The organism is Anaerovorax odorimutans (assembly GCF_024459955.1).
GTDB classification, from domain to species: Bacteria; Bacillota; Clostridia; order Peptostreptococcales; family Anaerovoracaceae; genus Hominibacterium; species Hominibacterium odorimutans_A.
Window position 1 is genome coordinate 115,848 of the sequence record NZ_JANFXK010000004.1, and the last position, 13,639, is coordinate 129,486.

At 49.4% G+C, this 13,639-nt stretch carries 17 protein-coding genes; 6 read left to right on the plus strand and 11 right to left on the minus strand.

The window, feature by feature from the left end; all coding sequences use genetic code 11:
- Positions 1-10: 10 nt before the first annotated feature.
- The gene (locus NE619_RS05290; protein ID WP_256131331.1) at positions 11-235 is read right to left on the minus strand and encodes a NifU family protein; all 225 of its coding nucleotides are present in this window, start codon (positions 233-235) and stop codon (positions 11-13) included.
- Positions 235-1,482, minus strand: a complete 1,248-nt coding sequence (locus NE619_RS05295; protein ID WP_256131332.1) for an ABC transporter substrate-binding protein — start codon at positions 1,480-1,482, stop codon at positions 235-237. Before NE619_RS05295 ends, NE619_RS05290 begins: the two co-directional genes overlap by 1 nt.
- Positions 1,483-1,672: 190 nt before the next feature.
- Between NE619_RS05295 and NE619_RS05300 the strand changes: the two genes are divergently transcribed.
- The gene (locus NE619_RS05300) at positions 1,673-2,218 is read left to right on the plus strand and encodes an NADH peroxidase (RefSeq protein ID WP_256131398.1); all 546 of its coding nucleotides are present in this window, start codon (positions 1,673-1,675) and stop codon (positions 2,216-2,218) included.
- An 83-nt stretch (positions 2,219-2,301) separates the two neighbouring features.
- Positions 2,302-3,465 (plus strand): iron-containing alcohol dehydrogenase, encoded by a 1,164-nt coding sequence (locus tag NE619_RS05305; protein WP_256131333.1) that lies wholly within the window; start codon positions 2,302-2,304, stop codon positions 3,463-3,465.
- 91 nt (positions 3,466-3,556) lie between these two features.
- On the opposite strand, the gene NE619_RS05310 is transcribed toward NE619_RS05305, so the two are convergent.
- Genes NE619_RS05310 through NE619_RS05325 form a run of 4 tightly spaced genes read right to left on the minus strand, consistent with a single transcriptional unit; the run spans position 3,557 to position 5,346 of the window.
- Positions 3,557-4,069: a DUF4097 family beta strand repeat-containing protein gene (locus tag NE619_RS05310; protein ID WP_305146586.1), complete on the minus strand. Its 513-nt coding sequence runs from the start codon at positions 4,067-4,069 to the stop codon at positions 3,557-3,559.
- A 12-nt stretch (positions 4,070-4,081) separates the two neighbouring features.
- A complete protein-coding gene (locus NE619_RS05315) occupies positions 4,082-4,420 on the minus strand; it encodes a hypothetical protein (protein WP_256131334.1) in 339 nt (112 codons plus the stop codon).
- Positions 4,413-5,033, minus strand: coding sequence for a DUF1700 domain-containing protein (locus NE619_RS05320; protein WP_256131335.1), 621 nt, complete (start codon positions 5,031-5,033; stop codon positions 4,413-4,415). Before NE619_RS05320 ends, NE619_RS05315 begins: the two co-directional genes overlap by 8 nt.
- Positions 5,026-5,346 (minus strand): PadR family transcriptional regulator, encoded by a 321-nt coding sequence (locus NE619_RS05325; protein WP_256131336.1) that lies wholly within the window; start codon positions 5,344-5,346, stop codon positions 5,026-5,028. The genes NE619_RS05320 and NE619_RS05325 overlap by 8 nt, the downstream gene beginning before the upstream one ends.
- A 206-nt stretch (positions 5,347-5,552) precedes the next feature.
- Between NE619_RS05325 and NE619_RS05330 the strand changes: the two genes are divergently transcribed.
- From NE619_RS05330 to NE619_RS05340, 3 genes are read left to right on the plus strand one after another with little or no spacing between them, the layout of a single operon-like run.
- Entirely contained in the window at positions 5,553-6,170 is a 618-nt protein-coding gene (locus NE619_RS05330; RefSeq protein ID WP_256131337.1) for a TetR/AcrR family transcriptional regulator, read from the plus strand.
- Positions 6,170-6,946: an ABC transporter ATP-binding protein gene (locus NE619_RS05335; RefSeq protein ID WP_256131338.1), complete on the plus strand. Its 777-nt coding sequence runs from the start codon at positions 6,170-6,172 to the stop codon at positions 6,944-6,946. The genes NE619_RS05330 and NE619_RS05335 overlap by 1 nt, the downstream gene beginning before the upstream one ends.
- A complete protein-coding gene (locus tag NE619_RS05340) occupies positions 6,933-7,721 on the plus strand; it encodes an ABC transporter permease subunit (RefSeq protein WP_256131339.1) in 789 nt (262 codons plus the stop codon). Before NE619_RS05335 ends, NE619_RS05340 begins: the two co-directional genes overlap by 14 nt.
- Before the next feature lie 109 nt (positions 7,722-7,830).
- Here the strand turns inward: NE619_RS05340 and dusB are convergent, their stop codons facing one another.
- The 5 genes from dusB to NE619_RS05365 form a co-directional block, all read right to left on the minus strand.
- Positions 7,831-8,787 carry a tRNA dihydrouridine synthase DusB gene (gene dusB / locus NE619_RS05345; RefSeq protein ID WP_256131400.1) on the minus strand — a complete coding sequence of 319 codons (957 nt, stop codon included), beginning with the start codon at positions 8,785-8,787 and terminating at the stop codon, positions 7,831-7,833.
- The gene (locus tag NE619_RS05350) at positions 8,787-9,578 is read right to left on the minus strand and encodes a type III pantothenate kinase (protein ID WP_256131340.1); all 792 of its coding nucleotides are present in this window, start codon (positions 9,576-9,578) and stop codon (positions 8,787-8,789) included. The genes dusB and NE619_RS05350 overlap by 1 nt, the downstream gene beginning before the upstream one ends.
- Before the next feature lie 148 nt (positions 9,579-9,726).
- Entirely contained in the window at positions 9,727-10,095 is a 369-nt protein-coding gene (locus NE619_RS05355) for a biotin/lipoyl-containing protein (RefSeq protein WP_256131341.1), read from the minus strand.
- A 37-nt stretch (positions 10,096-10,132) separates the two neighbouring features.
- Positions 10,133-10,552, minus strand: a complete 420-nt coding sequence (locus NE619_RS05360) for an OadG family protein (protein ID WP_256131342.1) — start codon at positions 10,550-10,552, stop codon at positions 10,133-10,135.
- Between the two features lie 11 nt (positions 10,553-10,563).
- Entirely contained in the window at positions 10,564-12,105 is a 1,542-nt protein-coding gene (locus NE619_RS05365) for an acyl-CoA carboxylase subunit beta (protein WP_256131343.1), read from the minus strand.
- 230 nt (positions 12,106-12,335) lie between these two features.
- On the opposite strand from NE619_RS05365, the gene NE619_RS05370 reads away from it, so the two are divergent.
- Positions 12,336-12,512 carry a hypothetical protein gene (locus tag NE619_RS05370; RefSeq protein ID WP_256131344.1) on the plus strand — a complete coding sequence of 59 codons (177 nt, stop codon included), beginning with the start codon at positions 12,336-12,338 and terminating at the stop codon, positions 12,510-12,512.
- Positions 12,513-13,639 lie beyond the last annotated feature (1,127 nt).

The window sequence follows — 13,639 nt, forward strand, 5'->3', positions numbered from 1 at the left end:
TCCGTAAAAGTTACTGAACTGCTTCGACTCCCTTGATCTCCGGATAGCTTTCCATCAGGATTCTCTCAACAACGCCTTTGATCGTCATCTGAGCGCCCGGGCATCCCGCACAGTGTCCCTGCAGTCTTACTTTTACAATGTGATCGTCCGTATATTCTACGAACTCGATGTCTCCTCCGTCTCTCTGGAGGAAAGGTCTGATCTGGTCTAATCCTTCTTTAATCTTCTGTTCCATTATTCATTCTCCTTTTTCTTATCTTTTTTCTTTGTGTTTTTTTCCGGTTCTACCGGATCAATGGTACATATCGGCTTGATTTTTTTATTAGCAATTGTATTTATAACAACGGATTTCTTAGGATCTCCGACGCTATCAAATGTAATCTTTCCCGAAGCGCCTTCAAAATCGGCAGTCTCGGCCAGGGCCTGGCGGATATCTTCACCGGTACTGTTTTCCCCTGCTGTCTCAATGGCTTTGATTGCCAGCAGATAGGCATCAAAGCCCAGAGCGGTTTCTGCCGCCGCGGTCTCATCCTTGCCGTACTCTTTGCTGTAAGCATCGAGGAACTCCTGAGACGTTTCCGTAACAGCCTCCTCTTCCGTATACAGCGTGGAGAAGGCAACATTATTATAAACGTATTTTCCGGCGCTGTCCATAAATTCATCGGTGGACCAGTCGCTGTCTCCCAGGAATGTCACATTGCTGATTCCCATTTTCTTGGCCTGTTTGAGAATATTGGCCGCATCGGGAATATCTCCCGGAAGGAATACCGTGCTTACTCTGGAATTGGCAATCGCCTGCAGCTGCTGGGAAAAGTCCTTATCTCCGCCCTTGAACTTCTGATAAACGGCTATAGCCTCCGAATCCCCGGTCAGCTCAACGAATTTGTCCTTAAAACTGCTGGCCATGGCAGTGGCCTGATCGTCGTCCTCCGGCGCCAGTATTCCGGTTTTCTTTTCCTTTAGCTGTTCGTATACGTATCTGGCCAGAGCATCGCCCTGATAGGACTCCACAAAGCACACCCGGAAATAATAAGGATGATTTTTGGTCACCAGCGGATTGACGTTGGTCATGGCGATTCCCGGAATCTTAGCCGCTTCCAGGTAATCGTTGGCCACCAGCGAGTAGATGCTCCCGTAACTGCCCAGAACAGCCAGAGGCTGCTTTTTAATCAAGTCGGCCATCGCCGTATCCGCGGCGTCAATATCCGATTTGTTATCGGCATAAATCAGCTCTACCTTTTTTCCCAGAACCTTGGGATATAGTTCGTGGGCCAGCTCGATCCCCTGGACTTCCAGCTCACCCTGCTGTTTATCCGCACCGCTCATAGGCTCGTAAACTCCGATTCTTATAGTATCATCCGCCTGTGGATTTTTATTTATAAATGCTTCTTTAAAATTGTCAAATGTCGTGCATCCTGCGAGCGACAATGAAAAAACGCCCGCCGCAAGAATGCCGGCTATTATTTTCTTCGCCTTTGTCATGCTATCATCTCCACCTTTTTTCCCTTATTCTCTAATCGCGAAACCGCCCTTCCGGGTTACATGTACATCAAATTATACCTGTTTTTTGCAAAAAGGTAAAGTCTGCTTAAAAAAAAGGTTGTTTCAATCCATATAAAGGTGGTATAACTAAGTTACAGCAAATTTACAAGAAAATATTGGGAGGTAGAAAATTATGAAATGGACTTGTTCAGTATGCGGATACACTCACGAAGGACCGGAACCACCAGCTCAGTGCCCACAGTGCAAGGTACCCGCTGAAAAATTCGTAAAGGTAGAAGAAGGAAAGAGAGAATGGGCTGACCAGCACGTTGTCGGCGTTGCGAAGGACGTTGATCCGGAAATCGTGCAGGGCCTTAGAGATAACTTTGCAGGGGAATGCTCCGAAGTAGGAATGTATCTGGCTATGGCAAGAGTTGCCCACAGAGAAGGATATCCTGAAATCGGACTTTACTGGGAAAAAGCTGCCTGGGAAGAAGCTGAGCACGCTGCAAAATTCGCAGAGCTTCTGGGCGAAGTTGTTACAGACTCCACTAAGAAGAATCTGGAAATGCGTGTAGACGCTGAAAACGGCGCGTGCGCAGGTAAAAAAGCTCTGGCTAAAATGGCTAAGGATCAGAATCTGGACGCAATCCATGATACGGTTCACGAAATGGCCAAGGACGAAGCAAGACACGGCTGTGCTTTCGAAGGTTTACTTAAGAGATACTTTGGTTAAAATCAAAGATAAAAAGGATGCGGTTATGTCTGCATCCTTTTTTCGTACACAGGAAAATTAATGGAAAAGGAGCAACACGCTTTATGAAAAAGTTTCAATATTACATCCCTACCCGGATTCTCTTCGGCAAGGGAGCCCTGGACGGGCTGCACAAGCAGCAGCTGCCGGGCAAAAAAGCGCTGATCGTAATCAGCAGCGGAAAATCCACCAAAGCCAACGGTTATCTGGCCAGAGTGGAGGAGCAGCTTGAAAAAGCAGGCTGTGAGCATGTACTGTTTGATAAGATCCTGCCCAATCCCGTACTGCGCCACGTCACGGAGGGCGGCGCTCTCGCAAAAGAGGAAGGCTGCGATTTCGTCGTTGGCCTGGGCGGAGGCAGCAGCATGGACGCTGCCAAGGCCATAGCGGTTATGGCGACCAACCCCGGCGATTATTGGGATTACAATGGAGGCAAAACCGGCAGGAATTTGCCGCTGGTCTGTGATCCTCTGCCGATCGTAGCCATCACCACCACCGCGGGCACGGGATCGGAAGCCGATGCTGCCACGGTCACCACCAAAGAGGAAACCAATGAAAAATGCGGTTTTGTTCACGAAAAGCTCTATCCGGCTATCTCCGTGGTAGATCCTGATCTGATGATGACCATTCCGCCGATGCTGACCGCCTACCAGGGATTTGATGCTTTGTTCCACGCAGTGGAGAGCGTCATCAATAAGTATGAAAACCCCATGGGCGAAATGTTCGCCCTCAAGGCCATCGAGTATATTGCCAAATATCTGCCGGTGGCCGTAAAGGATGGGAGCAACGAGGAGGCCCGCAGCTATGTGGCTCTGGCAAACACCCTGGCCGGATTCTTTATGATGTGCACATCGGAGCATTCCATGGAGCACGCTCTCAGCGCTTACCACCACGACCTGCCCCACGGCGCCGGACTGATTATGATCAGCCTGCCTTATCATAGTCATTTTGTGGAGACGCATACTTGTGACGAGCTCTACATCAAAATGGCTAAGGCCATGGGCCGTTATCATGCCAAATCGGCAGATGACTTTATCGATGCCCTGCGCCAGCTGCAGATCGACTGCGGCGTGGACCAGCTGAAAATGAGCGATTACGGAATCAAGCAGGACGACCTGTCGAAATACGTAACCAACGCAAAGGAATCCATGGGACGCCTCTTCGCCTGCGATCCCGCAGAGTTGACCGATGAAGATGTACTGAAAATTTATCAGCAGTCTTATCGCTAAAACAGTTTAAGGAGCGGCCGCCGGCTGATTTTGCCCGGCGGGACGCTCCTTAATTTTATTGGGAATCATTGGATCCCGTCATACACACTTTTTATTGAAAATTAATCTTCATATCTCCCATATCGCACTGGGATTCAATTCGATTGGCCGCAGCGGGATTTTCCATTACATAAGTGCCGCCTACGCTTTGACCGTTTATGGAGCAGTCTCCCATATTGGTCTCTGTCTTAATGGCATATGTGTTCTGCGGCAGTGAAGTAGTCAGCGTACAGTCCCCCGTATCACAGTCTATTTTCGTCGTCCCGGCAAAGGCTCCCGACAAGGTCATTGCTCCGGTGTTTAGTTCAACATTCGCAGAGGATGAACGGATCTCATTGCCTTTCAGGTCCCCGATATCAGCCCGTAGATTCATTCCCCCTACCGTAACCCGTTCTATAGTCACGTCGCCGGCATCGGATCCCACCTCCAGTGTTCCCGCGGTCAGGTCGCTGATTTTTACATCTCCCATATCACTTTCGACCTTAACCCGATCAAATTTCGTTCCCTTGGGATAATAAATCTTTACGACTGTGCCTTTATAATCTCCGGTGCGGAAGATATTCAGGTTAAGCCAGTGTCACCTGTGGTCGGCGGGCCGTACGTTCAGAATCCCGTTTTCCACGGACACTTTTGGTACGCCCGCCCGCTTTTCATAACTTACCTCCACCGCAAACTGCTGGCCTTCCATAAGTTCCACCTGACCCAGATCAGCATCTACATCAATGGATGAAAAGCTTTCCGCTGCTATCCTCTGGTTTTCTCCCTGCCCATAGGTAAGGCTGATCCAGGGGACTCTGTCTTCTACTCTGGACAAGCTCCCGATTCCCCCAAGCGCCGCTCCGACGATGCTGAGGATAAGACCTGTGCCTACCACGATTCCGCAAATCGTCAAAAACATTTTCATTCTTTTATTCATGTCTGCCTTCCTCCTTTGCCAGCTTTCTCTCCCGCCTTCTCTGGCTGCTCCTCTGCATTTCTTTAGCAGTAACGCGAAGCAGCGCTCTGGCGCCTATTACAACACCCACACACAAAACAGCCGTCAGCCCGGCGGCCACAAGACCCATACCGATCAGCATCATACCACTTGCTATGCTTCCGCCAAGCCCCGCAAAACCGATTCCCACCAGTGCGATGCCTCCGGCGCAGAAAGCAATCAGGCTGGCCAGCAGAGCGATGATCACTATGAAGATGCTGACGAAAACAGCAAAGGCCACGGCTCCCAGCGCAATGGCTACCGGAAAGGCTACCGGAGCCGCAAAGATTCCCAGGATCACCCAGAGGACTGCCGACAAGCCCTTTCTGGTCGTCTGACGCCCGTTCTCGCTGTCCAGCTGGCGAACCGCGTAGTCAGCTTTGATCTGCGTTGCCACCTTGGATGGACCCCCAAGCTCCCGGATAGTCTCCTCTTCCCTGTCCGGTCCGGCCTCATCAAAATATTCGCTGTAATAATCCATGGCCGCCCGGATTTCTTCCTTCGGCAGCTTTGATAACTCCGCCGCCAGCCGGTTCATAAACTCTTGTCTATTCATTATCTTCACCCCCGCTAAGCAAGGTATCAATTTGACCCTTGTAAACTTTCCACTCTTTCCTATACATTTCACATCGTTCTTTGCCTTTTTCCGTCACGGTATAATACCGCCGGTTCCTGCCCTGGTAGGGCTGATCATAGGTCCGCAGATAATCTTCCTTCTGCAGACGCCGCAGCACCGGATACAGGGTTGACTCGGAAATATCCAAAACCTTTTTCATGGATTGGGTCAACACGTATCCATAGGTGTCTTCTTTTGAAAGGACCGACAATACACACGCTTCCAGAAGGGCTGATTCAATTTTAAATCCCATAGCTCCTCCTTCTTTCTCACGCAATTCCTCCTTACTGCAAAGCCGTCTCAGCGTAAGGAATATCGCACACTATATTGTTTATCTATCAATACTATACGACGTATAATATTGTTTGTCAAGCAAAAATTATGAAAAAGTTATTGACTAAATCGGTCAACAGAGTTATGCTGGTGTTGACCGATTCGGTTAACGAAAGGAGTTTGCCCATGAATGAGAAGTTTTTTAATCTGACTGCGGAAAAGCAGATGGCTATTGTCAACGCCGCGCTTCACGTATTCGCCAGGAACAGCTACAAAAAGGCTTCCACTGAGGAAATCGCCAGGCTGGCGGGAATTTCCAAGAGCCTGCTTTTTCATTACTTTGAAAACAAGAACGGACTCTACTTTTATGTGTATCAATACGCCGAAAAGGCTATGCTTGAAGGTATGAAAGACTACTACGACGCCGATGAGCGCGACTTTTTCAAGGTGCTGATCAGCGCGCAGATGGCGAAAGCTCAGGTCCTTCGCAGGCATCCGGCTCTGATAGAGTTTCTGATGAATGCTTATCTGGAAAACGACGACGCTGTGGAAACTCAGATGGACAGCCGTTTTAAGGATTTGATCGCATCCAGCCGCGAGGCGATACTGGCGCGCACCGATACCTGCAAGTTTAAAGATGAAATTTCCGTCGCCCAGGCGCTGGACATTATCTTCTGGATGTCGGACGGTTTTATCCGCTCCCGGACAGAAGCGCAGCTTGCGGACATAGAGACGCTCAACGAGGAATTTCTTTTTTATATGGAGCTTCTGCGCCGTCAATTCTATAAGGAGGAATATCTGTAATGAAGATGATCGAGACAAAGGGCCTGACAAAATACTACGGAAAATCCAGAGGAATCATAGATTTGGATTTGTCGGTGGAACAAGGCGAGATCTATGGGTTTATCGGGCCAAACGGAGCGGGAAAGAGTACGACGATCCGCCTTCTTCTGGGGCTCATAACGCCTTCATCCGGCCAGGCAGCCGTAATGGGCAGGGATTGTGTCAGGGAGCGCACGCAAATCCTGTCTGAGACCGGTTACATGCCTTCTGAGGCTATGTTTTACGACAACCTGCGTGTAAAGGAAGTGATTGATCTTTCCGCTAAGCTGCATAAAAAAAATTGCAAAAAAGAGGCCGCACGCCTTTATGAACCCACCAGCGGTCTGGACCCGCTCATGCAGAAAGAATTTTTTTCACTGCTTGCGGAACGAAACCGGGAAGGGGCTACCATCTTTCTATCCTCCCACGTCCTCTCTGAAATCCAGCGCCATTGCCAGTCCGCGGCCATTATCCGGGACGGACGGCTGATCGTCAGCGATTCTGTGGAGGCGCTTTCCCGAACATCGGCGCGCAGGGTGGAGATTCACGGAATCAAGCAGCCTCCTGCGATCGACGGCATCGTTGACATCGACTGCGGCCCTGACAGCGTTCGTTTTCTGTACCAGGGGGAAATGCAGGCGCTCATTGCGTCCCTCAGCGGGCTTGGCATTGAAGATTTGTCCATATCGGAACCGGACATTGAAGAAATCTTTATGCATTTTTATAACGGAGGAGGTGCCGGAAATGGTCTTGTTTAGACATGAATTAAAACAGAGCCGTAAAATGCTGCTGATCTGGAGCTGTGCGGTCGGGTTCATGCTGCTGATCTGCATGCTCCTGTATCCGGAGATGGAGCGTCAGATGGGAAGTATGGATAAGATGTTTTCCTCTATGGGCGGCTTCACACAGGCCTTTGGCATGGACCGGCTGAACTTTGCGTCGCTCATGGGCTTTTATGGTATTGAGTGCGGCAATATTCTTGGAATCGGAGGTTCCTTTTTTGCAGCTCTTTTGGGAATCGGCATGCTGTCCAAGGAGGAAAGCGGCCATACGGCTGAATTTCTTCTGACCCATCCCATCAGCCGCATACAGGCGGTCTGGCAGAAGCTGGCGGCTTTGATCTGTCAGCTGGTTCTGTTCAATGTGATTTGCCTCGCCTGTGCGTTCCTCTCTTTCGCGCTCATTGATGAAAGCGTGGACGGAAAGGCCTTTGCCCTTTTCCACCTTGCGCAGTTTCTTCTGCAGCTGGAGATCGCCTTCGTGTGTTTCTGCGTTTCCGCTTTTATCCGCAGGAGCGGTCTGGGACTGGGGCTCGGTCTGGCAGCACTGCTCTATTTTCTCAATATTATCTGCAATATCAGCGATGAAGCCAAGTGGCTCAAATATATCACGCCCTTCAAATATGCGGACGCTTCCTCAGTAATTCCTGAGGCTCAGCTGGATGCCGGTCTCGTCACTTTGGGGGTGTGTTATGCGCTGGTCGCCGTCCTGGTCGCTGTCTTCCATTACCAGCGAAAAGATATCAGCGCTTAAACAGGAGGGGCTGTTTGGGGCATTTCCCGCTAAATGGGATGATTCTAAAACCAGACCATTATAAAGACACCCATATTTTCCTGAAAACAAGAGAATATGGGTGTCTTTTTTATTCGATTATGCTTCCGATTTCCTTTTTCAGTTCACTCAGCTCAGTGATGCTGTTGATGCTGCGCCGCACAGCCGCGGAGCCGCGGATTCCTTTCAGGTACCATCCCACATGCTTGCGCATCTCCCTGACGGCGGCATACTCCCCTTTGACCTCTGTCAAACGGTCGAGATGGATCAGCATGGTTTTCACCCTTTCCTCAAGAGATGGCGGATCGGGCTTTTCTTCGCCTTTCCAGATGGCGATCGCGTCCCGGAATATCCACGGATTGCCGAGGGCTCCTCTAGCGATCATTACCATATCGCAGCCGGTCTCCTCAAGCATGCGGTTGGCGTCTTCTCCTGAAAAAACGTCTCCATTGCCAATGACCGGTATGCTGACGCTTTCTTTCACCCTGCGTATCATATCCCAGTCCGCAGTACCGCTATAATACTGCTCTCTGGTCCTGCCGTGAACAGCTACGGCAGATGCTCCCGCCGCCTCGATGGCCCTGGCGGTCTCCACTGCGTTGATGGAATCCTTATCCCAGCCAATGCGGATCTTGGCTGTTACCGGTTTGCCCGCTTCCGAGACAGCGGCTTTCACCAGATCATAGATCAGGTCAGGGTTTTTCAGCAGGGCTGACCCCTCGCCGTTTTTAACGACTTTGGGAACCGGACAGCCCATATTGATATCGAAGGCTGCGTTCCTGCGGTCCCGCAGACTTCTGGCCGCATGAGCAATAATCTCCGGCTCGCTTCCAAAGAGCTGGAAAGCGATGGGTTCTTCACCGGGAAAGATTTTCAACAGCCTCTCCGTATTTTTATCCCTGTACCAGAGTCCCTTGGCGCTGACCATTTCCGAATACAGAAAAGCGGCCCCCTGTTCCTTCGCCAGACTTCTGGTCGGTCCGTCGGTGATTCCCGCAAGAGGGGCCAATACAAAAGGATTGTCCAGCTCAATGTTTCCGATCTTCATCATTTCTGCCTTTTGTTCTTCCTATGGATGATTTCCAGGCCTTCAAGGGTCAGCAGCTTGTCCACATGGTCGATACAGTCGATTCCGCTGTCGATGAGGGTAGCCAGACCTCCGGTAGCGATGACCTTTACCGGTTCTTCCGATTCGCTGTAATCCTGCAGTTCTTTTTTCATTTTTTTCACGATATAGTCAACCGTTCCCATATGGCCGTAAACCAGCCCCGACTGCATACTGTGGATGGTATTTCTGCAGATCACGTTTCCCGGCTCCTCCAGCTCTACCTTGGGCAGCTTGGCTGTTTTTTCGAAGAGGGCTTCGGAAGAAATTTTCAGTCCCGGCGCAATGGTTCCGCCGATGTATTCCGCCTTTTCAGAAACCGCACAGAAGGTTGTGGCAGTTCCGAAATCAATGATGATCAGCGGGCCGCCGTACTTGGCATGGGCTGCCACGGCGTTTACGATCCGGTCGGCCCCCACCTGCTTTGGATTATCGTATTTTACCACCAGGCCGGTCTTGATCCCCGGTCCAATGACGATTGCTCTTTTGTTGAAGTATTTCATGGACAGGTGCTGCAGCGTGAACAGTACGGAAGGTACTACCGTGGAAATAATCACATCTTCTACTTCCTTTACGTCCAGTCCTTCATACTGAAACAGCTGGTTGATTACCATTCCATATTCGTCGGCGCTCTTATTGTTGTCTGTCTCCAGTCTCCAGTTTTGGATCAGCTCTCCTTCTTTAAAAACGCCAAGTACAATATTCGTATTCCCTACGTCAAATGCTAGTAGCATGGTTCTTCTTTCTCCTTTGCTCTGCCTTTTTTGAATTCTGCAAGCTATTATACTCTAATATGCGGGCTATGTCGAGCTTATTTCCGCCCAACAATGAAAACTGGCGGGTGAAGATGCCCCGCCAGTTTTCCATCATAATTACATTTACTTATTTTAAAGTAACCAGAACGTCTCCGGCATTTACGGAAGCGCCCTTGGTTGCAGGTACGGTATCTACGGTTCCTGCAGCCGGTGCCATGATTTCGTTCTCCATCTTCATAGCTTCCAGAATAATCAGCACATCGCCGGCGTTTACGGCCTGGCCCGGTGTAACTTTAACTTCCAGAACAGTTCCCGGCATTGGAGCGCTTATTGTTTCAGCGCCTGCTGCTGCCGCAGGTGCGGGAGCCGGTGCTGCTTTTGGAGCTGCTGCCGGGGCAGGAGCTGCCGCAGGAGCCGCAGGAGCTGCTGCTCCGCCTACTTCTTCAACTTCTACTGCATAAGCAGTGCCATTTACAGTAATGTTATATTTTTTCATTTTCGTTTACTCTTCCTTTCCTGATAAATCCTACACTTTAAAACTTTCTGCTGTCAATACAGTCGGCACGGCCAGCATCGCTCCATGCTGTCGTTTCGCCTGACATTCTGCGAATTTTCCGAACTATGAAGTTGTTGGAGCCCCCTTGAAATGCGGCTATTGCTGCAGTGATGACTGCGATCAGGCTGTCATCGGCAGCTGCGTTTACTGTTGTTGCTGTTGCTGCCGGGGCTGCTGAGGGCGCGGCGGCGGCATCCGCCTTCTGCGGCGCCGTGTCTCCCTTCTTCGGACGATATGTAAACTTCGTCATTATCGCGATACATCCCCATAAGAGGATCAGTACGATAAAGGTGATTCCCATACCCATCAGGGTGGTGATTCCTGCACCCGCCAGTTTTTCACTCATTGACAGGCTGTGCATCATCTCGGGATTTGCGAATTGTTCCATTAAACTCATAGTGCCACCTCCTACAGCGGAATGTTACCGTGCTTCTTAGCAGGTAAGGATTCTCTCTTTGTGCTCAGCATATCCAGAGCACTGATGATTCTCTGTCTTGCTGTAGCCGGTTCGATGATGTCGTCTACATAACCCATCTCTGCGGCTCTGTACGGATTGTTGAATCTATCTTCATATTCTGCGATCTTTTCCTGTCTCTTGGCTTCCGGATCATCGGCTGCTTTGATGTCTTTCTTGAATACGATGTTAGCTGCTCCGGCTGCTCCCATTACGGCGATCTGCGCGGAAGGCCATGCCATAACGATGTCAGCGCCCAGTTCCTTGTTGCACATTCCTATGTAAGCGCCGCCGTAGGCCTTTCTCAGAATCATTGTAATCTTAGGAACCGTTGCTTCGCAGTAAGCGTACAGCATCTTGGCTCCGTGGCGGATGATTCCGCCGTATTCCTGGTCGGCTCCAGGCAGGAATCCCGGTACGTCTTCCAGCGTCAGAAGCGGAATATTGAACGCGTCACATCTTCTGATGAACCTTGCGGCCTTATCGGAAGCATTGATGTCCAGGCAGCCGGCTCCGAACTTCGGCTGGCTGGCAATAACGCCCACTGTCGCCCCGTCCATTCTGATATAGCAGGTAATGATATTTTTCGCGTAGTGCGGCATAACATCGAAGAATTTGCCATCGTCTGCGATCTTTGTGATGACATCGTACATGTCATACGCTTTATTTGGATTATCTGGAATGATATCGTTCAGTTCTGGAATCATTCTGTTAGGATCATCGTTGGTCGCGTAAATCGGCGCTGTCTCCAGATTGTTGGAAGGCATGTAGCTGAGAAGCTCTCTTACCTGCATCAGTGTATCTGTGTCATCCTTGCCTATAAAGTGAGCAACTCCGCTGACTGTGTTGTGTGTCATAGCGCCGCCCAGCTGCTCTGCGGAAATATCTTCACCCGTAACCGTTTTGATTACTTCCGGTCCGGTTATGAACATCTGGCTTGTTTTGTCTACCATGAAAATAAAGTCTGTAATGGCTGGTGAGTAAACAGCTCCGCCCGCGCAAGGTCCCATGATAACGGAAATCTGCGGAATTACTCCCGAAGAGATCGTATTGTTATGGAAAATCTTTCCAAATCCGGAAAGTGCGTTAACGCCTTCCTGAATTCTCGCTCCGCCGGAGTCATTTAAGCCAACGATCGGCGCTCCCATTTTCAGAGCCATTCCCTGGACCTTTACGATCTTCTCTGCGTGGTATTCACCCAGAGATCCTCCAAGTACTGTAAAGTCCTGCGCATAAGCAAATACAAGTCTGCCGTCCACTGTACCATAACCAGTAACAACGCCATCCCCAGGAGCCTTCGTGTCAGCCATGTCGAAATTGGTGCATCTGTGAGAAACAAACACATCGTTTTCTACAAAGCTTCCTTCGTCAAAGAGAACGTTCAGTCTCTCTCTTGCGGTCAGCTTGCCTTTTTTGTGCTGCGCATCGATCCTTTTTTGTCCTCCGCCCTGAGCTATCTTTTCTTTCAATTGGCGAAGTTCTTCAAGCTTGTTCATATATATTTCCTCCTTAAGTATTTTGGATGTTTTGTGAAATATTTATCAGTGCATGGTACACCAACCTCACTATAACGTACTTCAAGCCCTTTTGCAACCAAATTTCCGTTGTATACATTATTCTTCCAGCTGGTCTTTACAAGGGAAACAGCCGTTTTTACCGGGCTTCCGAAGATATAGTATAACCAGCGTGTTTCTACTAACACTATCTAGTAAAAGGAGGTGGTAAAATGGATCTTGGCGATATGACTTCAAAGGATCTGGGCAAACTGACTTCGGCAGGCCTTGTCAGCATGGGCAAAAAGGTTCTTGAAGAACAGGAAAGCGATGTCCCCGGAGCTTTAAAAAATCAAAATCTGGGCCACAATTCGAAAAAAGAAGGTCTGGGCCCCAACACAAAGCGATAAGTGAAAACAAAAGACAGAGCGGATCAATTGCTGATCCGTTTTTTCTTTCTTCTCACAGCGGTCCCGCCTGTGGCACTGTCGGCGCAGGCCAGACATAAGGCCTTGATGCGAGCCACTCACCAAAAAGAGCAGTTCCGGTAACTATTCCTAATTTTCGCGGAAAGTTACGCATTTTTCAACGATCCCGCAGCCTTCAGAACGGCCGGAAGCACAAATTTTCATTTTTTGCGATCTCGAACGCCCGCAAACCCACATCTTTGCGTAACTTTTCCTGATTTTTTTGAAAAGTTACCGCAGCCCGCTAGCGGGGCCGGAATGAGTCTCTTGGGGCTGGTGCCGCACGAACCCGACCATTGGGGACTCGCAAACCCTGCCATTGGGGTGGGGACTCGCAATTTTAACAATATGCACATTTGCTCAACAACGGATTTATTTCGGCTTTGTTGTTGATGTATTTCCAAGCTTTACGGTCTCCACTCCTGCGAAAATCCGCATATTGATCAAATTTCTCTGCCCGTATACGCCGTATCCTTGCAAAAAGTTCAACAAAAGTCTGGTTTCTGGCTGCCTGTTGATAAAAATTGCAATTTGCCTTTTGGGGGGCAGTTTTCATACAGACCGATTCTCAAGAACGGAGCCCAGTAGTGAGCTCCAGCAGCGAATTCCGGCAATGAGCTCCAGCAGCGGATTTCAACATCGAGTTCCAGCAACGAATTTCAACAGCGAGTCTCAACATCCAGATCTCCTCAGCACGCCATCAGAGCCCAAATGTCAATAGGCGCACAGCAGCAGCACAATTTTGATACTTTCACAGCGTTTTGGGTCAATGGAAGTCACTGAATATCAATGACACGTATTCTATTGCGCTGTTTTGATACTTTCGCCTGGATTTTACCGCATTCTTTCCTGAAAGTATCATTTCGCCTCGATATAATTCTATATTTTGATATTCACCCTCAGTTTTCGGTAGCAATCCAAGCAGAACTATCATTTTTTTAGTTTTTTCGGAGCCGGCTTGATATTTACTTATTTCCAATACCCAATGGCCGGGCATAAAGCATGATGCCCACAACTTTTGAGACCAATTAACATACGCAAAAGGAGCGAGATCCTGCCCACATTGCATC